General features: G+C 58.5%; 16 protein-coding genes. 4 read left to right on the top strand and 12 right to left on the bottom strand.

Annotated features, from left to right (window positions below):
* The first annotated feature begins 80 nt into the window (after positions 1-80).
* The gene (fabA, locus tag ACW55A_RS16310) at positions 81-596 is read left to right on the top strand and encodes a 3-hydroxyacyl-[acyl-carrier-protein] dehydratase FabA (RefSeq protein WP_003316569.1); all 516 of its coding nucleotides are present in this window, start codon (positions 81-83) and stop codon (positions 594-596) included.
* A gap of 10 nt (positions 597-606) precedes the next feature.
* Positions 607-1830, top strand: a complete 1224-nt coding sequence (gene fabB / locus ACW55A_RS16305) for a beta-ketoacyl-ACP synthase I (protein ID WP_455807792.1) — start codon at positions 607-609, stop codon at positions 1828-1830.
* 147 nt (positions 1831-1977) lie between these two features.
* On the opposite strand, the gene ACW55A_RS16300 is transcribed toward fabB, so the two are convergent.
* Together ACW55A_RS16300 and htpG are read right to left on the bottom strand one after the other, a co-directional pair.
* Positions 1978-2706 carry a dienelactone hydrolase family protein gene (locus tag ACW55A_RS16300; RefSeq protein WP_455807793.1) on the bottom strand — a complete coding sequence of 243 codons (729 nt, stop codon included), beginning with the start codon at positions 2704-2706 and terminating at the stop codon, positions 1978-1980.
* 90 nt (positions 2707-2796) lie between these two features.
* Positions 2797-4704: a molecular chaperone HtpG gene (gene htpG, locus ACW55A_RS16295; RefSeq protein WP_003366712.1), complete on the bottom strand. Its 1908-nt coding sequence runs from the start codon at positions 4702-4704 to the stop codon at positions 2797-2799.
* 313 nt (positions 4705-5017) lie between these two features.
* Between htpG and ACW55A_RS16290 the strand changes: the two genes are divergently transcribed.
* Positions 5018-5278, top strand: coding sequence for a hypothetical protein (locus tag ACW55A_RS16290; RefSeq protein ID WP_003366710.1), 261 nt, complete (start codon positions 5018-5020; stop codon positions 5276-5278).
* A gap of 93 nt (positions 5279-5371) precedes the next feature.
* Here ACW55A_RS16290 and brnQ read toward each other — a convergent pair whose 3' ends face one another.
* The 10 genes from brnQ to sdhC form a co-directional block, all read right to left on the bottom strand.
* Positions 5372-6685: a branched-chain amino acid transport system II carrier protein gene (brnQ, locus tag ACW55A_RS16285; RefSeq protein ID WP_455807794.1), complete on the bottom strand. Its 1314-nt coding sequence runs from the start codon at positions 6683-6685 to the stop codon at positions 5372-5374.
* A gap of 614 nt (positions 6686-7299) precedes the next feature.
* On the bottom strand, positions 7300-8181 hold the full coding sequence (sucD, locus tag ACW55A_RS16280; RefSeq protein WP_003316562.1) for a succinate--CoA ligase subunit alpha: 882 nt from the start codon (positions 8179-8181) through the stop codon (positions 7300-7302).
* On the bottom strand, positions 8181-9347 hold the full coding sequence (gene sucC, locus ACW55A_RS16275) for an ADP-forming succinate--CoA ligase subunit beta (protein WP_003316561.1): 1167 nt from the start codon (positions 9345-9347) through the stop codon (positions 8181-8183). The genes sucD and sucC overlap by 1 nt, the downstream gene beginning before the upstream one ends.
* A gap of 208 nt (positions 9348-9555) precedes the next feature.
* Entirely contained in the window at positions 9556-10992 is a 1437-nt protein-coding gene (gene lpdA, locus ACW55A_RS16270) for a dihydrolipoyl dehydrogenase (protein WP_498811038.1), read from the bottom strand.
* Between the two features lie 172 nt (positions 10993-11164).
* Positions 11165-12397, bottom strand: a complete 1233-nt coding sequence (gene odhB, locus ACW55A_RS16265; RefSeq protein ID WP_455807795.1) for a 2-oxoglutarate dehydrogenase complex dihydrolipoyllysine-residue succinyltransferase — start codon at positions 12395-12397, stop codon at positions 11165-11167.
* Positions 12398-12438: 41 nt separating this feature from the next.
* Positions 12439-15270, bottom strand: a complete 2832-nt coding sequence (locus ACW55A_RS16260) for a 2-oxoglutarate dehydrogenase E1 component (RefSeq protein WP_003366703.1) — start codon at positions 15268-15270, stop codon at positions 12439-12441.
* Between the two features lie 259 nt (positions 15271-15529).
* Positions 15530-16234 carry a succinate dehydrogenase iron-sulfur subunit gene (locus tag ACW55A_RS16255; RefSeq protein ID WP_003343563.1) on the bottom strand — a complete coding sequence of 235 codons (705 nt, stop codon included), beginning with the start codon at positions 16232-16234 and terminating at the stop codon, positions 15530-15532.
* A gap of 12 nt (positions 16235-16246) precedes the next feature.
* Positions 16247-18019 (bottom strand): succinate dehydrogenase flavoprotein subunit, encoded by a 1773-nt coding sequence (sdhA, locus tag ACW55A_RS16250; RefSeq protein ID WP_003419913.1) that lies wholly within the window; start codon positions 18017-18019, stop codon positions 16247-16249.
* Positions 18020-18022: 3 nt separating this feature from the next.
* Positions 18023-18391, bottom strand: a complete 369-nt coding sequence (gene sdhD / locus ACW55A_RS16245) for a succinate dehydrogenase, hydrophobic membrane anchor protein (protein ID WP_499140470.1) — start codon at positions 18389-18391, stop codon at positions 18023-18025.
* On the bottom strand, positions 18385-18759 hold the full coding sequence (gene sdhC / locus ACW55A_RS16240; protein WP_003423585.1) for a succinate dehydrogenase, cytochrome b556 subunit: 375 nt from the start codon (positions 18757-18759) through the stop codon (positions 18385-18387). The genes sdhD and sdhC overlap by 7 nt, the downstream gene beginning before the upstream one ends.
* A gap of 361 nt (positions 18760-19120) precedes the next feature.
* Between sdhC and gltA the strand changes: the two genes are divergently transcribed.
* The gene (gene gltA / locus ACW55A_RS16235; RefSeq protein WP_003366698.1) at positions 19121-20410 is read left to right on the top strand and encodes a citrate synthase; all 1290 of its coding nucleotides are present in this window, start codon (positions 19121-19123) and stop codon (positions 20408-20410) included.
* The last annotated feature ends 12 nt before the right edge of the window (positions 20411-20422 follow it).

Raw genomic sequence — 20422 nt, 5'->3', positions numbered from 1 at the left:
CTGGCGAAAATAACACGCCAGAACTGGCGTTCGGGCCAGTGGCGCCACAACCTGCCGCACAAGATTATTGAGGAGCTCGCATGACCAAACAACACGCCTTTACCCGGGAAGACCTGCTGCGCTGCAGTCGTGGCGAGCTGTTCGGCCCAGGTAATGCGCAACTGCCCGCCCCCAACATGCTGATGGTTGATCGCATCACGCACATCAGTGATGAGGGCGGCAAGTTCGGCAAGGGTGAGTTGGTCGCCGAACTGGATATCAATCCGGACCTGTGGTTCTTTGCCTGCCACTTCGAAGGTGATCCGGTCATGCCTGGATGCCTGGGCCTCGACGCCATGTGGCAGTTGGTCGGTTTCTATCTTGGCTGGCAGGGCAACCCCGGCCGTGGTCGTGCCCTGGGTTCAGGCGAAGTGAAGTTTTTCGGTCAGGTGCTGCCTACCGCCAAGAAGGTCACTTACAACATCCACATCAAGCGCGTCCTGAAGGGCAAACTGAACCTGGCCATCGCCGACGGTTCGGTCAGTGTCGACGGTCGCGAAATCTATACCGCCGAAGGCCTCCGGGTCGGCGTGTTCACTTCCACTGAAAATTTCTAAGGGTACTCGCATGCGCCGCGTCGTTATCACTGGTCTGGGTATTGTTTCCTGCTTGGGCAATGACAAAGACACCGTCACCGCTAACCTGCGTGCTAACCGCCCTGGCATCCGCTTCAACCCGGAATATGCCGAAATGGGTCTGCGCAGCCAGGTTTCCGGCTCCATCGACCTGAACCTGGAAGAGCTGATCGATCGCAAGATCTTCCGTTTCGTCGGCCATGCGGCAGCCTATGCCTACCTGGCGATGAAAGACGCCATCACCGATTCGGGCCTGACCGACGAGCAGGTTTCCAACGTGCGTACCGGCCTGATCGCCGGCAGCGGCGGCGCCTCGACCCTGAACCAGATGGAAGCGCTGGACACCCTGCGCGAGAAAGGCGTCAAGCGCGTCGGCCCGTACCGCGTCACGCGGACCATGGGCAGCACCGTTTCGGCCTGCCTGGCCACGCCGTTCAAGATCAAGGGTGTGAACTACTCCATCTCGTCCGCCTGCGCCACCAGCGCACACTGCATCGGCAACGCTGTCGAGCAGATTCAGTTGGGCAAGCAGGACATCGTCTTTGCCGGTGGCGGCGAAGAAGAGCACTGGAGCCAGTCGTTCCTGTTCGACGCGATGGGTGCACTGTCCACCCAGTACAACGAAACGCCGGAAAAAGCCTCGCGTGCCTACGACGCCAAACGTGACGGTTTCGTCATTGCCGGTGGTGGCGGCATGGTCGTTGTCGAAGAACTCGAACACGCTCTGGCGCGTGGCGCGAAGATCTACGCAGAGATCGTCGGCTACGGCGCGACCTCCGATGGCTACGACATGGTCGCACCAAGCGGTGAAGGCGCCATTCGTTGCATGAGGATGGCGCTGGGCGACATCGATTCGGGTGCCATTGACTACATCAACACCCACGGCACCTCGACTCCGGTCGGCGACGCCAAGGAGATGGAAGGCGTGCGCGAAGTATTCGGCGCCAACGCTCCGGCGATCAGCTCCACCAAGAGCCTGTCGGGCCACTCGCTGGGCGCCGCAGGTGTCCACGAAGCGATCTACTGCCTGCTGATGATGGAAAACAACTTCATCGCAGGTTCGGCCAACATCGACGAGCTGGACCCGGTGGTTGCCGACATGCCTATCCTGCTCAAGACTCAGGAAGATGCGAAGATCGATCTGGTCATGAGCAACAGCTTCGGCTTCGGCGGCACCAACGCCACGCTGGTCTTGAAGCGCTGGGCGGGCAAGTAATACCGCTTTTGCGACAAACAAAGAAGGCGCCTTTCGAGGCGCCTTTTTTGTGAATGGGGAAAAGTGGCTGGTGTTCTCCGGTATGCCCACGCGGAGCATGGGCACGATAGTGTTCTCCGGCACGCCCTAGGCGCGATAGGTATTCATTCAGCCGAACACTTCTTTCAGCAAATCATGCATCGACTTGAACGCGCGGTTCGACACTTTGGCGTCGTACATCATCATGCCCGGCACGTTGGCGTGCGGATCTGTGAAGGAGTGGAATGCACCACCGTAGCTGTACAGTTGCCAGTCCACGCCAGCGGCGTTCATCTCATCTTCGAAAGCCGGTAGCTGCTCTTTCGGCACCAACGGGTCAGAAGCACCGTGCAGGACCAGCACCGAGCCCTTGATGTTTTTGGCGTCAGCCGGGTTAGGCGTATCCAGCGTGCCGTGGAAGGAAATCGCGGCTTTCAGTTCAGCACCGGTACGCGCAAGCTCCAGAGAGCAGCAGCCGCCGAAGCAGAAGCCGAAGGTTGCGATTCTGCTTGAGTCCAGAGCCACATCCCCCTGGCTCAACAACTGGTCGAGTCCTGCCTGCATACGCTTGCGCAGCAGGCTGCGATCGTTCTTGAGCGGCGTCATGGCAGCGCCCGCCTCGTCATTGTTACCGGGGCGAATCTGCTGACCATACAGGTCAGCCAGCAACACGACATAGCCCTCGGCTGCTACCGCTTTGGCGATGTCTTCGGCGCCCTTGCTGACACCCATCCAGTTGGGCGCCATCAACAGACCTGGCTGTGCAACAGTAGCATGGGTGTCGTACACCAGACGGCTTTCATAGGGCTGACCATCAATCTGATAGACCACAGAACGAATTTCGATATTGCTGCTCATTACTGACTCCTGATCGTTGGAGAGATGAAAGACGTGTCGCGGGAACTGAAACAAAAAACCCGCCGAGGCGGGTTTCTTGTCAACCGGCTATCAAACCGACAGTTCTACCAGCAACTTGTTCAGACGGCGCACGTAAGCGGCCGGATCCTTGAGGCTGTCACCGGCGGCCAGCGCGGCCTGATCGAACAGGATGTGCGACAGATCGCCGAAGCGGTCTTCGCTCTGTTCGGCATCAAGCTTGCCGATCAACGGGTGAGCCGGGTTGAATTCGAAGATAGGCTTGGAGTCTGGCACCTTCTGCCCGCTGGCCTCCAGAATCTGACGCATTTGCAGCCCCATATCCTGCTCGCCAATGGCAAGAATCGCAGGCGAATCGGTCAGACGATGGGAAACCCGCACTTCGCTCACCGATTCACCCAGCGCGGCTTTCAGGCGCTCGATCAGGCCTTCCTTGTCCTTGGCGATCTCTTCCTGAGCCTTCTTGTCCTCTTCGGAGTCAAGATTGCCCAGATCCAGGTCACCACGCGCCACATCCACAAAGCCCTTGCCATCGAAGTCGCTCAGGTAGCTCATCAGCCACTCGTCGATACGATCGGTGAGCAGCAGCACTTCGATGCCCTTCTTGCGGAAGACCTCAAGGTGCGGGCTGTTCTTGACCTGTGCGTAGGATTCGCCAGTGAGGTAATAAATCTTGTCCTGACCTTCCTTGGCACGCGCCAAGTACTCGGCCAGAGAAACGCTCTGTTCGCCGCTGTCGTCGGACGTCGATGCGAAACGCAGCAGACCGGCAATTTTTTCCTTGTTGGCGAAGTCTTCTGCAGGACCTTCCTTGAGGACCTGACCAAAGTTTTTCCAGAAACCCTTGTACTTCTCGGGCTCGTTTTTCGCCAGCTTCTCCAGCATGTCCAGCACGCGCTTGGTCAACGCCGACTTCATCGAGTCGATGATAGGGTCTTTCTGCAGGATTTCGCGGGAAACGTTCAGCGACAGGTCATTGGAGTCGACCACGCCCTTGACGAAGCGCATGTACAGCGGCAGGAACGACTCTGCCTGATCCATCACGAACACGCGCTGGACGTAAAGCTTGAGGCCACGCGGGGCTTCACGCTGATACAGATCGAACGGCGCACGCGCAGGCACGTACAGCAGCGAGGTGTATTCCAGCTTGCCTTCGACCTTGTTATGGCTCCAGCTCAGCGGGTTCTCGTAGTCGTGCGCGACATGCTTGTAGAACTCCTGATACTCCTCGTCCTTCACCTCGGTGCGCGGACGGGTCCAGAGTGCGCTGGCGCGGTTGACGGTTTCCCACTCCAGCGCCGGCGCCTCCTCGCCTTCGGCTGCCGGAGCCTGCTCTTTGGGCAGTTCGATCGGCAAGGCGATATGGTCGGAGTATTTCTTGATGATGTTACGCAGGCGGTAGCCGTCAGCGAATTCCTCTTCACCGTTTTTCAGGTGCAGAACAATGCGGGTGCCACGATCAGCCTTGTCGACGGTGGCAACTTCGAACTCGCCTTCGCCCTTGGAGGACCAGTGCACGCCTTCGCTCGCTGGCGTGCCGGCACGGCGACTGAACACTTCGACCTGATCGGCTACGATGAACGCCGAGTAGAAGCCCACGCCGAACTGACCGATCAGGTGCGAGTCCTTCTTCTGGTCGCCCGACAGGTTTTTCATGAAATCAGCGGTGCCGGACTTGGCGATCGTGCCCAGGTGGGTGATCACGTCTTCACGGCTCATACCGATGCCGTTGTCTTCAAGCGTAACGGTCTTCGCGTCCTTGTCGAAGCTCACACGAATTTTCAGCTCCGCGCCGCCTTCCAGCAACTCGGGCGTGGACAACGCTTCAAAACGCAATTTGTCGACCGCGTCAGACGCGTTCGAGATCAATTCGCGAAGGAAAATTTCCTTGTTGGAATACAGCGAATGGATCATGAGGTGCAGCAGTTGCTTTACCTCGGTCTGGAAGCCCAGGGTTTCCTTTTGAGTTTCCACACTCATAATCATCAAACTCCGATCTGGATGGTATAAGCCGTCACGGTCAGGCAGCAGCCTGTGTGACAGCGGGTAGTCATCAAGGTGGGGGCTGGGTCGAGGATTTCAAGAGCCAATGATGCGTGGAGCATGTTTCGTGCACCGGGCACAAGGCGAACCGGCTTGCTCGGCGCTCACCGGAAAGGCTCATGATCGGCCCGGTTTCATGAGTGTGTAACGGCCGTGCAACAGCGCTCCCCATTATTGTCGTCACGGGTGGAACTTAACTCGCGGGGGCAGGCTCTTAGGCTCGTGAATACTTAATAAGGAGAAACACCCCATGCGTAAATCTTTAGCCTATGCCTTGATGCTTTCTGCCACCCTGGGCCTTGCCGCCTGTGACAAAAAGTCCGAAAACACTCAGCAAGATGCCAACAAGGCAGCTCAGCAGTCCCAGGAGTCGATGGAAAAGGCTCAGGAAAAAGTGAATGACGCGGCCAAGGAAAGCCAGGAAGCCGCTCAGAAGAACGCTGAAGCCGCTCAGCAGCGCGCCAATGAAAACGCCGACAAGGCGCCAGAAGCAGCACCAGCCACCAAGTAAGGCTGATACGCTCGCAGAACTAAAAAGGCCCGCTTATAGCGGGCCTTTTCATGCAACACGGTTTTTCCTGCGCAATCGTCTAACGCAAGGCCTTCAAGCCAGCGCCTCGCTACGCTTGCCCATGGCCCTGTCGACCACCACCGCGACCGCCAGCGTGACAACAGCAGGCACCAGCCACGCGAGCCCCTGATCACCCAGCGGCAGATGGCTCAGAACATCGGGCAGCGCGTCGGCGAAACCAGCGCCCTTCAGCGCATCGATCAGGCCAAACACCAGCGAAACCAGCATCACAGGTGCCACTACGCGTCCCTGGCGCTGCCAGAGCTCCTTGCAGAAGCTCAGCGCGACCAGAACGATGCACGGCGGATAAATCGCCGTGAGCACCGGAATCGAAAACTGGATCAGTTTGGTCAACCCGAGATTGGACACCAGCAGCGAGAACACGGCGAGGATAATCACCAGCGTTCTGTAGGACAGCGGCAGCACCTTGGCAAAGTATTCGGCGCAGGCACAGGTCAGGCCTACTGCAGTGACCAGACACGCCAGGGAAATCAGCACGGCAAGGAACCCGCTGCCCAGCGAACCGAAGGTGTGTTGCACGTAGGCATGCAGAACCGCTGCGCCATTGCTCGCACCGGCCGCCACGGCGTGGCTGCCGGAACCAAGGCGAAACAGACTGACATACACCAGCGCCAACCCCACCCCGGCGATCAGCCCGGCAATGATCGCGTAGCGAGTGATCAGACGGGGCGATTCGACACCGCGAGAGCGGATCGCATTGACGATAACGATACCGAAGACCAACGCCCCCAGCGTATCCATGGTCAGGTAACCATTGATGAACCCCTGGGAAAACGGTGCTGCGGCGTACGCGGGCTCCGCCTCCCCTATTCCGCCCGCCGGCAAGCCGAATGCCGCAATGCCCAGAACCGCCAGCGCAATGATCTTCAGCGGCGCCAGAAAGCGTCCGACGGTATCGAGCAAGCGCCCTGGGTACAGCGAAACCCAGAACACCACCAGAAAATACACCAGGCTGTAGAGAAACAATGCCATCGGGGTGTCGCCGGTCAGAGGCGCCAGGCCGACTTCGAACGATACTGTGGCGGTACGTGGCGTGGCGAACAACGGACCGACCGCCAGATAGCAGACGGCAGCGAGCGCCCCGCCAGCGATCTTGCCAATCGGGCTGCTAAGGGCATCCATCGCGCCGCCGACCCTGGCCAGAGCAATCACGGTAATGACCGGCAAGCCAACCGCAGTGACCAGAAAGCCCAGCGCCGCCATCCACACATGCGGCCCGGCTTGCAGGCCGACTATAGGGGGAAAGATGATGTTGCCAGCCCCGACGAACAGGGCAAATGTCATAAAACCGAGTGCCAGGATGTCCTGGCCTTTCAACACTTTCATTACGAGGGACCACACGGAATCGAAAAAGGGATGGGACGTCACCCATGAATGGGGCAGACGCAGCCCGTCGGCGTAAGACGTGGCAGTACCTTGCGAAACGCCCCTCGTGAGGGCAACGCAAAAACGGCGGACAGGGTAGCCAACTTCGCTCGAAAATGCACTGTCTCAGGGCGAGCCACCCGACGACGCACCCTGAACTGGCAGCTGCAAAAGCCGCTGTAAAACGAGAAATGCCTGACAGACCAACCGTTTCCTGACAGATAGATTGGGCCTCCTCTCTATACCCGGCAGCTTATTTCCATGCCTGACATCACCCATCCGAGAGCGATACCCACGCCGACCCTGTATTCGCCACGCCTGGTCCTGCGCCCCTTAATGAAGCGTCGTGCCGCCTGTCGCGGCGCAAAGGCATGCGCCTTGTGATCGTTCAGGAAGCACAGTTTGTTTGCGGGACCACTCAGGAACAGATATAGGAATTGACCTGTCAGGAATGGCAGATGAATAACAATCGATAGACGCAAGCAGCACAAGGACGCACCTCTGCGTTTTTCAGCGGCCCAAACAAAAGCCACCCGAAGGTGGCTTTTGTCGATTACCCGAAAAGCAAGCTAGGCTTACTTGGTCGGCCAACCGGTCAGCTCGGCCAGGGCCTTGCCGATGTCTGCCAGGGAGCGCACGGTTTTCACGCCAGCGTCCTGCAGTGCAGCGAACTTCTCGTCTGCAGTACCTTTACCACCCGAGATGATTGCACCGGCATGGCCCATGCGCTTGCCCGGAGGAGCAGTCACACCAGCGATGTAGGAAACAACCGGCTTGGTCACGTGCGCCTTGATGTAGGCAGCGGCTTCTTCTTCAGCCGAACCGCCGATCTCGCCGATCATGACGATCGCTTCGGTCTTCGGGTCTTCCTGGAACAGCTTCAGGATGTCGATGAAGTTCGAGCCCGGGATCGGGTCACCGCCGATACCGACGCAGGTGGACTGGCCGAAACCGGCGTCAGTGGTCTGCTTCACAGCTTCGTAAGTCAGGGTGCCGGAACGCGACACGATGCCTACCTTGCCTGGCAAGTGAATATGACCTGGCATGATACCGATCTTGCACTCGCCCGGAGTGATGACGCCTGGGCAGTTAGGGCCGATCAGGACCACACCCAGCTCGTCGCACTTGACCTTGGCTTCCAGCATGTCGATGGTCGGGATGCCTTCGGTGATGCACACGATCAGCTTGATGCCGCCGAACGCTGCTTCAAGGATGGAATCCTTGCAGAAAGGAGCCGGAACGTAGATGACGCTGGCGGTTGCGCCAGTGGTGTCTACCGCTTCTTTCACAGTGTTGAACACTGGCAGGTTCAGGTGCGTGGTGCCGCCCTTGCCTGGTGTCACGCCGCCAACCATCTTGGTGCCGTAGGCAATGGCTTGCTCGGAGTGGAAGGTACCTTGCGAACCAGTGAAACCCTGGCAGATAACCTTGGTGTCTTTATTGATCAGGACGCTCATTACTTGCCCTCCGCGGCTTTGACAACTTGTTGAGCAGCGTCGGTCAGGCTGGTAGCCGCGATGATGTTCAAACCGCTTTCTGCCAGTACTTTAGCGCCCAGCTCAGCGTTGTTGCCTTCAAGGCGAACAACAACCGGGATTTTAACGCCGACTTCTTTCACTGCGCCGATGATGCCTTCGGCAATCATGTCGCAACGAACGATACCGCCGAAGATGTTGACCAGAACTGCAGCGACGTTGGCGTCGGACAGAATGATCTTGAACGCTTCGGTAACGCGTTCCTTGGTGGCACCGCCGCCAACGTCAAGGAAGTTTGCAGGCTTGCCGCCATGCAGGTTGACGATGTCCATGGTACCCATGGCCAGACCGGCACCGTTGACCATGCAGCCGATGTTGCCTTCCAGCGCAACGTAGTTCAGTTCGAACTTGGCGGCGTGAGCTTCACGAGGATCGTCCTGCGAAGGATCGTGGAAGCCCTTCAGCTTTGGCTGACGGTACATGGCGTTGGCGTCGATGTTGATCTTGGCGTCCAGGCAGTGCAGATCGCCATCAGCCTTGATCACCAGCGGGTTCACTTCCAGCAGTGCCAGGTCATGGTCCTGGAACAGCTTGGCCAGACCGGTGAAGATCTTGGCGAACTGAGTGACCTGCTTGCCTTCCAGACCCAGCTGGAATGCCAGATCGCGACCCTGGAACGGCTGAGCGCCAACCAGTGGATCGATGGTGGCCTTGAGAATCTTTTCAGGAGTGTCGTGCGCGATCTTCTCGATGTCCACGCCACCTTCGGTGGAAGCCATGAACACGATACGACGGCTGGAACGATCGACCACAGCGCCCAGATACAGCTCTTTGGCGATGTCGGTGCAGGACTCGACCAGGATCTTGGTCACTGGCTGACCGTTGGCGTCAGTCTGGTAAGTCACCAGGCGCTTGCCCAACCACTGTTGAGCGAACGCTGCAGCGTCTTCCTTGCTGCGAACCAGCTTTACGCCGCCCGCTTTACCGCGACCACCTGCGTGAACCTGGGCTTTGACGACCCACTCGGTCCCGCCGATCTTGTCGCAGGCTTCTGCTGCTGCTTCCGGGGTGTCTACCGCGTAACCCTTGGATACTGGCAGGCCGTACTCAGCGAACAGCTGCTTACCCTGATACTCGTGAAGATTCATGCTTATTACCGTCTTCGTTTAGGTACTGCGCATTCGGTGCTGCACGTCGGCGTGCCGCACCACCTGTGACCGCTACTCCGGGTGGACTCCGCAAGTGCCGTGGGACACTCATGAAGCCGCCTGAGAGGTCGAGTCCGGCGCAGATTCCGCGGTAAGCCCTGCTTGCAAGGCCAACGACGGGCACTGCGCCGTGGTTTCTCTTGTTGTCTTAGCGTTTCTTGCGATTCTGGATATGGATGGCGCCGCCATTCACAGCCAGTGCAGCTTCATGCAGCGCTTCGGACAGGGTCGGGTGCGAGAAGACCATCATGCCGATGTCCTCTGCGCTGCTGCCGAATTCCATCGCGATTGCGCCCTGCTGTACCAGTTCTGCAGCGCTCGGGCCAATAACGTGAACACCCAGTACGCGATCGGTCTTGGCGTCGGCAATGATCTTGACGAAACCGCCGGTGTCATTGGCTGCCATGGCACGGCCGCTGGCTGCGAACGGGAACGTACCGACGTTGACTTCAACGCCTTCGGCCTTGAGCGTCTGCTCGGTCTTGCCGACCCAGGCGATTTCCGGGTGGGTATAGATAACCGACGGGATCAGGTTGTAGTTCATCTGGGCCTTGTGGCCCTTGATGCGCTCGACAACCATGATGCCCTCTTCCGAGGCCTTGTGCGCCAGCATCAGGCCGCGAACCACGTCACCAATGGCGTATACGCCCGGAACGCTGGTGGTGCAGTAGTCATCAACGTAGATGAAACCGCGCTCGTCGAGATCGACGCCGCTGTCCGAAGCCAGCAGGTCAGTGGTAACCGGACGACGGCCCACGGCAACGATCAGACGGTCGAAGGTGATCGACTGTTCGCCGGCAGAGTCGGTGTAGCTGACCACAACCTGCTCGCCTTCGACCTTGGAACCGGTCACGCGAGCGCCCAGCTTGATGTCCAGGCCCTGCTTGTTGAAGGTTTTCAGCGCTTCCTTGGAAACCGCTTCGTCGGCTGCCGGGATGAACTTCTCCAGCGCTTCCAGAACGGTAACCTGGGCACCCAGGCGAGCCCAGACAGAACCCAGTTCCAGACCGATCACGCCAGCGCCGATCACGCCCAGACGCTGTGGAACCTGTTGGAATTCAAGAGCACCAGTCGAATCGACGATGACTTTCTGGTCAACAGGCGCTGGCGGAATGTCGATAGGACGCGAACCCGAAGCCAGGATCACATGATCCGCTTCAATGATTTCGACAGTGCCATCGGCTGCGGTCAGTTCAACCTTCTTGCCGGCCAGCAGTTTGCCGTGGCCCTGCAACGTGGTCACGCCGTTGGCTTTGAACAGGCTGGCAACGCCGCCGGTCAGGCCTTTGACGATGGTCGACTTGCGGCCGATCATCGCTGGAACGTCGATGTTCAGTTCAGAGGTCGAGATGCCATGCACGCTGAAGCCGTTCTTGGCTTCATAGAATTTCCAGGAGCTGTCGAGCAGTGCCTTGGAAGGAATGCAACCCACGTTCAGGCAGGTACCGCCGAGGGCCAGTTTGCCCTCCTTGTCCTGATACTTCTCGATGCAGGCAGTCTTGAGACCAAGTTGCGCAGCCTTGATGGCGGCAACATAACCGCCAGGGCCTGCGCCAATCACTACCACGTCGAATTTCTGGGACATAAAAAAGAATTCCTCTATAGCTGCGAGCTTTAACCTGCAAGCTGCAGGCAGGTCTGTGATGCTTTACAGACGAGCGTTGCAACCTGTTCATTAGATGTAATCTGCAAGACCCGGGCTGTGCGACAGACTGCGCTCTTGCGCAGCCTGTCGTGTGCAGCCCGGGGCTGCGTCATCAAATATCCAGCAGCAGACGAGCCGGATCTTCCAGCAGGTTCTTGATGGTCACGAGGAAGGTTACCGCTTCCTTGCCGTCGATCAAACGGTGATCATACGACAACGCCAGATACATCATCGGGCGAATCACAACCTGACCATTGACCGCCATCGGACGCTGCAGAATGTTGTGCATGCCCAGAATTGCAGCCTGTGGCGGGTTGACGATCGGCGTCGACATCATCGAACCGAAAGTACCACCATTGGTGATAGTGAACGTACCGCCGTTCATCTCGTCGATGGACAGTTTACCGTCACGGGCTTTCTTGCCGAAGGTGGCGATGCCGCCTTCGATTTCAGCCAGGCTCATGTGCTCTGCGTTACGCAGAACCGGTACGACCAGACCGCGATCGCTGGAAACCGCGACACCGACGTCAGCATAGCCGTGGTAAACGATATCGGAACCGTCGATCGACGCGTTGACGGCCGGGAAGCGCTTCAGCGCTTCAGTGGCAGCCTTGACGAAGAACGACATGAAGCCCAGGCGTACGCCATTGTGCGACTTCTCGAACAGGTCCTTGTACTTCGAACGCAGTGCCATGACTTCGGTCATGTCGACTTCGTTGAAAGTGGTCAGCATCGCCATGTTCGACTGGGCTTCGACCAGACGCTTGGCAACGGTTGCACGCACGCGGGTCATCGGCACACGCTTCTCGGTGCGATCGCCAGCAGCGACCACAGGAGCCGCGGCGGCAGCAGGCTTGGCGGCAGGCGCAGCGGCCGGAGCGAATTTCTTCGCTTCAACTGCAGCAACCACGTCTTCCTTGGTGATACGGCCGTCTTTACCGGTGCCCTTGACGCTGGCCAGGTTGATGCCGTTTTCTTCAGCCAGTTGACGCGCAGCAGGCGCAGCAATCGGGTCTTCTTCGCCAGCGCCGGCAGGTGCAGCGGGAGCCGCAGCAGGAGCCGAGGCAGGCGCGGCCGCAGCGGCAGCTGGCGCAGCAGAAGCAGTAGCACCAGCGTCCAGCGTTGCAATCACTTCGTTGGACAGGACAGTGCTGCCCTCGCCTTTCACGATCGATACCAGCACGCCGTCGGCTTCGGCCAGTACTTCGAGAACGACCTTGTCGGTCTCGATGTCGACCAGCAGCTCGTCACGTTTTACCGCATCGCCCGGCTGCTTGTGCCAGGTGGAAATGGTGCCGTCGGCAACGGATTCCGGGAAAGAGGGGGCTTTGATCTCGATAGCCATTATCTGTAATTCCTTAATTCGGTTTCTAATGCTCGAAGGCGTTAAACAGTGAAGGCATCTTGCAGCAGTTTTTCCTGCTGCTCGGCGTGCATCGAAGCGTAACCACATGCTGGAGCGGCAGAAGCATCACGACCGGCGTACTCGAGAACGAGTTCACGTTTGTGGTTGCCCATGCTACGACGCAGATGGTGTTGGCTGCTGTACCAGGCACCCTGGTTCATCGGCTCTTCCTGACACCAGACCACATGCTGCAGGTTGGTATAAGGCGCGATGGTTTCCATCAAATCATCTTCAGGGAACGGATACAGCTGCTCAAGGCGAACGATGGCGATGTCTTCACGCCCTTCGGCACGGCGTTTTTCCAGGAGATCGTAGTAAACCTTGCCGCTGCACAGCACCAGACGCGTGACCTTGGCCGGATCGAGGGTATCGATTTCCGGAATGACGGTCTGGAACGAGCCTTCGGCCAAGTCTTCCAGAGTCGAAACAGCCAGCTTGTGACGCAACAGCGACTTCGGTGTCAGCACGATCAGCGGCTTGCGCAGCGGACGGATGACCTGACGACGCAACAAGTGATAGATCTGCGCCGGAGTCGTCGGTACGCACACCTGAATGTTGTGCTCGGCGCACAATTGCAGGTAACGCTCCAGACGGGCCGACGAGTGCTCTGGCCCCTGCCCTTCATAGCCATGAGGTAACAGCATGGTCAGACCGCACAGACGGCCCCACTTGTGCTCGCCGCTGGTGATGAACTGGTCGACAACCACCTGAGCGCCGTTGGCGAAGTCGCCGAACTGGGCTTCCCAGATAACCAGCGCATCAGGCTGGGTAGTCGAATAACCGTATTCGAATGCCAGTACGGCCTCTTCCGAAAGGAAGGAGTCGTACAGGTCGAAACGTGGCTGACCGGAGTACAGATTCTGCAGCGGGATATAGGTCCCGGCGTCTTTCTGGTTGTGCAGCACGGCGTGACGGTGCGAGAACGTACCGCGACCGATGTCCTGCCCCGTCATGCGGATCGGGTGACCTTCGAATGCCAGTGTGGCGTACGCCATGGTTTCGGCGTAACCCCAGTTGATCGGCAAGCCACCGGCCTGCATCTTCTGGCGGTCTTCGTAGATTTTCTGAACCTGACGCTGCACGACGAAGCCTTCCGGCAGCTCCATGAGCTTGGCGGACAGTTCCTGCAGGGTCTTGAGATCGAAGCGGGTGTCGTGACGCGCAGTCCAGGCATGGCCCAGGTATGGACGCCAGTCGACGAACAATTCCTTGTTCGGCTCCTTGACCAGACTTTTCACCACGTGCAGACCGTTGTCCAGCGCGCTGCGGTAGTCGTCGACCTTGGCCTGAACGCGGGCATCGTCGAGAACGCCGGTCTTGATCAGATGCTCGGCATACAGCTCGCGCGTGGTGCGCTGCTTGGTGATCTGCTGATACATCAAAGGCTGGGTGCCGCTCGGCTCGTCAGCTTCGTTGTGACCACGGCGACGGTAGCAAACCAGATCGATCACGATGTCGCGCTTGAACTGCATGCGGTAATCGATGGCCAGCTGGGTCACGAACATCACGGCTTCCGGATCATCACCATTCACATGGAGGATCGGTGCCTGGATCATCTTGGCAACGTCGGTGGCGTACTCGGTAGAACGCGAGTCCAGCGGGTTGCTGATGGTGAAGCCCACCTGGTTGTTGATGACGATGTGGATCGTACCGCCCGTCTTGAAGCCGCGAGTCTGCGACATCTGGAAGGTTTCCATGACCACGCCCTGGCCGGCAAAGGCCGCGTCGCCGTGGAGGGAAATCGGCAGAACCTTGTCGCCGTTTGGATCGTTGCGACGATCCTGACGCGCACGCACCGACCCCTCGACCACCGGAGACACGATCTCCAGGTGAGACGGGTTGAAGGCCATGGCGAGGTGAACCTCACCGCCTGCGGTCATGACGTTGGAAGAGAAGCCCTGGTGGTATTTGACGTCACCGGAACCCAGTTCCACTTTCTTCTTGCCTTCGAACTCGTCGAACAGGTCGCGAGGATTCTTGCCGAAGGTGTTCACCAGTACGTTGAGGCGGCCACGGTGGGCCATGCCGATCACGACTTCCTTGGTGCCATAGGACCCGGAACGCTGAATCAGCTCGTCCAGCATTGGAATCAGGCTTTCGCCGCCTTCCAGACCGAAACGCTTGGTGCCCGGGTATTTGGTACCCAGGTATTTCTCGAGGCCTTCAGCTGCGGTAACACGCTCGAGCAGGTGGCTCTGAATGTCAGCCGAGAACACCGGACGGCCACGAACACTCTCGAGACGCTGCATGAACCAGTTGCGCTGCTCGGAATCCACGATGTGAGTGAACTCGGAGCCGATGGTGCGACAATATGTCTGCTGCAACGCTTCATGAATTTCGCGTAGGCTCGCTTCCTCTTTGCCGATGAACAGGTCGCCGGCACGGAAGGTCGTATCAAGATCGGCATTGGTCAAGCCGTAATGATTGATGGACAGATCCGCAGGCGCAGGGCGCTGCCACAGGCCCAGCGGATCGAGTTGGGCAGCCTGGTGGCCACGCATCCGATATGCCTGGATCAGTCGCAGCACTTCAACCTGCTTCTTCTCGTGTTCGCTGCTCACACTGCCGGCGGACACCGGTTGAGCGCGGCGCTGGTTTTTGGCCAGCAACACGAAATGATCGCGAATGGTCGAGTGCGATACATCAGTGGCAGAGCTGCCGTCTGCTGGCAACTTCTGAAAGTAGGTGCGCCATTCTTCTGGCACAGCGTTAGGGTCGTGCAGGTAAAGCTCATAGAGCTCTTCCACATAGGCAGCGTTACCACCGGATAGGTGGGCACTGTTCCACATGCGCTGCATCACGCTTTCTTGCATGCTTGGTCACCCTCGGTAAGGGGACACCACCGGCGAAGACACCAGAGCAATCCTGAAATAGTCGTGTGCAGCGACTGTATCAAGTCACCAGGGATCACGCAGATAGTCCGGGTACCAGCCCGGATGCCCCTGCTGGTCTCATTTCTTCAAAATAAGAGCCGCAGCTTTGCGAGCTACTGCTCAGGTTAAAACTACGGCGCCGGTTGAAGCCTGCGCCGTAGCCACTTCAGTACAACGGTGTAACAGATAAAGCGATGAATCAGACGCCGTTCTGCAACAGCATGTTGCGTACGTGACCGATAGCCTTGGTTGGGTTAAGGCCCTTCGGACAGACGTTGACGCAGTTCATGATGCCGCGGCAGCGGAATACGCTGAACGGATCATCAAGCGAAGCCAGACGCTCACTGGTGCGGGTATCACGGCTGTCAGCCAGGAAACGGTAGGCTTGCAGCAGTGCAGCAGGACCCAGGAACTTGTCGGGGTTCCACCAGAAGGACGGGCAGGAAGTCGAGCAGCAAGCGCACAGGATGCACTCGTACAGACCATCGAGCTTTTCGCGCTCTTCCGGTGTTTGCAGACGTTCGATGGCCGGAGCCGGCGTGTCGTTCTGCAGGAACGGCTTCACCTTCTCGTACTGCTTGTAGAAGATGCTCATATCGACGACCAGGTCACGGATAACCGGCAAACCAGGCAGCGGACGTACGATCAGCTTGTTCTTGGCAACGACAGCCGACAGCGGCGTGATGCAGGCCAGACCGTTCTTGCCGTTGATGTTCATGCCGTCGGAACCGCACACGCCTTCACGGCATGAGCGACGATAAGAGAACCCCTGATCCTGTTCTTTGACTAGGGCGAGCACGTCCAGCACCATCAGGTCCTTGCCACCGGTATCGACCTGAAACTCCTGCATGAACGGCGCGGCGTCCTGCTCAGGGTTGTAACGATAAACACTGACTTGCAACATATCGGCCACCCCTTAATAAGTCCGAATCTTGGGTTCAAAAGTCGGAACAGTCTTCGGCGAGAAGTTCACGGCACGCTTGGTCACGCGCTTGTCACCCGGGAAATACAGGGTGTGGCACAACCAGTTCTCGTCGTCGCGATCTTCGAAGTCTTCGCGAGCGTGAGCGCCGCGGGACTCTTTACGATGCTCTGCAGCAATCGCCGTGGCTTCGGCAACTTCCAGCAGGTTTTGCAGTTCAAGCGCTTCGATACGGGCGGTGTTGAACGCCTGGCTCTTGTCGTTGATCTTGACGTTGGCGATACGCACGCGCAGATCAGCCAGCTGGGCAATACCCTTCTGCATGTATTCGCCAGTACGGAATACACCGAAGTAGTTCTGCATGCAGCTCTGCAGTTCTTTACGCAGGGACGCGACGTCTTCACCGGTGGTGCGTTCGTTCAGGCCGGCAAGGCGCGCGAGGGCAGCATCGATGTCGGACTCGGAAGCGCGCGCATAATCGACGCCTTCACGCAGCGCCTGCTCGAGGTGGATACCCGCAGCGCGGCCGAACACCACCAGATCGAGCAGCGAGTTGCCGCCCAGACGGTTTGCGCCGTGAACCGATACGCAAGCCACTTCACCTACCGCGAACAGACCTGGAATGATCTGATCGACGCCCGCCGCATCCTGAGTGATCGCCTGACCATGAATGTTGGTGGCAACGCCGCCCATCATATAGTGGCAGGTTGGTACGACAGGGATCGGAGCGGTCGCAGGATCGACGTGAGCAAAGGTCTTGGACAGCTCCATGATCCCTGGCAGACGGCTGTGCAGCACTTCTTCGCCAAGGTGATCGAGCTTGAGCATCACGTGATCGCCATCGGGACCACAGCCGTTACCGGCAATGATTTCCTTGACCATGGAACGTGCCACAACGTCACGACCGGCAAGGTCCTTGGCGTTCGGAGCATAACGCTCCATGAAACGCTCACCGTGCTTGTTGATCAGGTAACCGCCTTCACCGCGGCAACCTTCGGTGACCAGTACACCTGCACCGGCAATACCGGTCGGGTGGAACTGCCACATTTCGATGTCCTGAACAGGTACACCGGCACGCAGCGCCATGCCGATACCGTCACCGGTATTGATCAGGGCATTGGTGGTCGACGAGTAGATACGGCCTGCACCGCCAGTCGCCAGCACGGTTGCATTGGCGCGGATGTACGAGGTTTCGCCTGTCTCGATGCAGATTGCGATGATGCCGACAAAGGCGCCGTCGTTGTTCTTTACCAGATCCACTGCATAGTATTCGTTGAGGAATACAGTGCCTGCCTTCAGGTTGGCCTGATACAGGGTGTGCAGCAGTGCGTGACCGGTACGGTCGGCGGCAGCGCAGGTACGGGCAGCCTGCCCGCCCTTGCCGAAGTCCTTGGACTGGCCACCGAACGGACGCTGGTAGATACGGCCCTGCTCGGTACGGGAGAACGGCAGGCCCATGTGCTCGAGCTCGAAGACCGCTTCCGGACCTACGGAACACATGTATTCGATAGCGTCCTGGTCACCGATGTAGTCGGAGCCCTTGACGGTATCGTACATGTGCCAGCGCCAGTCATCGTTCGGATCGGCGGAGGCGATTGCACAGGTGATGCCACCCTGGGCGGATACGGTGTGCGAGCGGGTCGGGAAAACCTTGGTGACCACGGCAGTCTTGTGACCGCCCTGGGCGAGCTGCAGCGCAGCGCGCATGCCGGCACCGCCACCACCAATGATGATGGCGTCGAAAGAAAGCGCATTAATGTTAGCCATGGATCAGATACCCCAAAGAATCTGCACGCCCCAGACGAAGTAGGCGAACATCAGAACGCCGCATATCGCCTGGAACAGGAAACGTACTGCAGTTGCGGACTTGCCCAGCGCCATCGGCGTCAGGTAGTCGGTCGCGATGGTCCACATGCCGACCCAGGCGTGAGCGCCAAGGGCAACGAGGGCCAGGAGACTGAAGATACGCATTCCGTTGTGAGCGAACAGACCATGCCATTGGGCGTAGCTCAGACCCGGGTGAAAGACCATGTAACCGATCAGGAAAATGAAATAAGCCGCGAGCACGACTGCGGAGACACGCTGAGCCATCCAGTCATAGAGGCCCGAACGCGACAGGTTGGTGACGTTGGTTACCATATCCATACTCCCGCCAGAAGAATCAGAATCACGGAAACCGCGATAACGATTTTGGAGCCCAGCTTTCCGCCTTCAAGCGTCTCGCCTACCCCCGAGTCCATGATGAGGTGACGAATACCGGCCACCAGGTGGTACAGCAGGGCAGACAGAAGTCCCCAGATGATCAGCTTGGCCAGCGGACTGGTCATATACGCCTTGACTTCACCAAATCCCTCTTCGGAGGCCAGCGACTTGTCCATTGCATACAGCATGATTGCAATACCGACAAAGAGGATGACACCGGAGATGCGGTGAAGGATGGACGTGTAAGCGGTGACTGGGAGCTTGATGGTCCTTAGGTCTAGATTTACAGGTCGTTGGCTATTCACGGCTTTTTTTCACACTGAAGAGCCCCTAACAATCAGGGCAAGTTGTTGGGAAGTGCACTGGTCAGGTACCCACCACCCAGGAAGTGACGACCCCCTTGAAACAGGCCAAAAGCCTCTGGCGGTCGGACGCCGAGTATAGACAGTTAGGTTACTAATGACAACGCGCAGACGTACCGCCAATAGCGGATTGCGTTGCCGCGACAAAAGGCGTAAATGGCAGTAAACCGTCTGAAAAATCCACGGTCGAGCCCTTGCGGAACACGACTTTAGGCAAATTGACTTTAGAATTTATCTCACTATAGTGATGCGGGCCCTGCGTGGGGGGCCTGTCTGATGATTTGAAGCATAAATAGGAGGCCACATGGCTGACAAAAAAGCGCAGTTGATCATCGAGGGCGCTGCCCCCGTCGAGCTGCCAATTCTGACCGGTACAGTGGGTCCGGACGTGATCGACGTACGCGGCCTGACCGCCACCGGCCGCTTCACATTTGACCCTGGTTTCATGTCCACGGCCTCTTGCGATTCGAAGATCACCTACATCGATGGTGATAATGGCATTCTGCTACACCGCGGCTACCCGATCGAACAACTGGCCGAGCAGTCCGACTACCTCGAGACCTGCTACCTGCTGCTTAACGGTGAACTGCCCACCGCCGAGCAGAAAGCCCAGTTCGTGGCCGTGGTCAAGAACCACACGATGGTTCACGAACAACTCAAGACCTTCTTCAACGGTTTCCGCCGTGACGCCCACCCGATGGCCGTCATGTGTGGCGTAGTCGGCGCCCTGTCGGCGTTCTACCACGACTCGCTGGACATCAATAACCCGCAGCACCGCGAGATTTCCGCAGTCCGTCTGGTCGCCAAGATGCCGACCTTGGCAGCGATGGTCTACAAGTACTCCATGGGTCAACCCATGATGTACCCGCGCAACGACCTCAGCTACGCGGAAAACTTCCTGCACATGATGTTCAACACCCCGTGCGAGATCAAACCGATCAGCCCGGTGCTGGCCAAGGCGATGGACAAGATCTTCATCCTCCACGCCGATCACGAGCAGAACGCTTCGACCTCCACCGTGCGCATGGCGGGCTCTTCGGGTGCCAACCCGTTCGCCTGTATCGCAGCCGGTATCGCAGCGCTCTGGGGCCCTGCCCACGGCGGCGCCAACGAAGCGGTACTGACCATGCTCGATGAAATCGGCGACGTGTCGAACATCGACACGTTCATTGCCAAGGCCAAGGACAAGAACGATCCATTCAAGCTCATGGGCTTCGGTCACCGCGTGTACAAGAACCGTGACCCGCGCGCCACCGTAATGAAGCAGACCTGCGACGAAGTGCTGAAAGAGCTGGGCATCACCAACGATCCTCAACTCGAACTGGCCATGCGCCTCGAAGAGATCGCCCTGACCGACCCGTACTTCATCGAGCGCTCGCTGTACCCGAACGTCGACTTCTACTCGGGCATTATCCTCAAGGCCATCGGCATTCCGACCAGCATGTTCACCGTGATCTTCGCCCTGGCGCGGACTGTCGGCTGGATCTCGCACTGGAAGGAAATGCTCTCCAGCCCCTACAAGATCGGTCGCCCTCGCCAGCTGTACACCGGCAACGTGCAACGCGACATCGTCGCCCTGCAAGACCGCAAGTAAGCGCCACGCGCA

The sequence above is a fragment of the Plantibacter cousiniae (nom. nud.) genome (assembly GCF_977070315.1).
This window is presented reverse-complemented; position numbering and strand designations above follow the sequence as displayed.

Excerpts from the sequence above, each read along its gene's own strand:
- fabA (WP_003316569.1), top strand. The coding sequence starts at position 81 with ATGACCAAACAACACGCCTTTACCCGGGAAGACCTGCTGCGCTGCAGT.
- fabB (WP_455807792.1), top strand. The coding sequence starts at position 607 with ATGCGCCGCGTCGTTATCACTGGTCTGGGTATTGTTTCCTGCTTGGGC.
- ACW55A_RS16300 (WP_455807793.1), bottom strand. The coding sequence starts at position 2,706 with ATGAGCAGCAATATCGAAATTCGTTCTGTGGTCTATCAGATTGATGGT.
- htpG (WP_003366712.1), bottom strand. The coding sequence starts at position 4,704 with ATGAGTGTGGAAACTCAAAAGGAAACCCTGGGCTTCCAGACCGAGGTA.
- ACW55A_RS16290 (WP_003366710.1), top strand. The coding sequence starts at position 5,018 with ATGCGTAAATCTTTAGCCTATGCCTTGATGCTTTCTGCCACCCTGGGC.
- brnQ (WP_455807794.1), bottom strand. The coding sequence starts at position 6,685 with ATGAAAGTGTTGAAAGGCCAGGACATCCTGGCACTCGGTTTTATGACA.
- sucD (WP_003316562.1), bottom strand. The coding sequence starts at position 8,181 with ATGAGCGTCCTGATCAATAAAGACACCAAGGTTATCTGCCAGGGTTTC.
- sucC (WP_003316561.1), bottom strand. The coding sequence starts at position 9,347 with ATGAATCTTCACGAGTATCAGGGTAAGCAGCTGTTCGCTGAGTACGGC.
- lpdA (WP_498811038.1), bottom strand. The coding sequence starts at position 10,992 with ATGTCCCAGAAATTCGACGTGGTAGTGATTGGCGCAGGCCCTGGCGGT.
- odhB (WP_455807795.1), bottom strand. The coding sequence starts at position 12,397 with ATGGCTATCGAGATCAAAGCCCCCTCTTTCCCGGAATCCGTTGCCGAC.
- ACW55A_RS16260 (WP_003366703.1), bottom strand. The coding sequence starts at position 15,270 with ATGCAAGAAAGCGTGATGCAGCGCATGTGGAACAGTGCCCACCTATCC.
- ACW55A_RS16255 (WP_003343563.1), bottom strand. The coding sequence starts at position 16,234 with ATGTTGCAAGTCAGTGTTTATCGTTACAACCCTGAGCAGGACGCCGCG.
- sdhA (WP_003419913.1), bottom strand. The coding sequence starts at position 18,019 with ATGGCTAACATTAATGCGCTTTCTTTCGACGCCATCATCATTGGTGGT.
- sdhD (WP_499140470.1), bottom strand. The coding sequence starts at position 18,391 with ATGGTAACCAACGTCACCAACCTGTCGCGTTCGGGCCTCTATGACTGG.
- gltA (WP_003366698.1), top strand. The coding sequence starts at position 19,121 with ATGGCTGACAAAAAAGCGCAGTTGATCATCGAGGGCGCTGCCCCCGTC.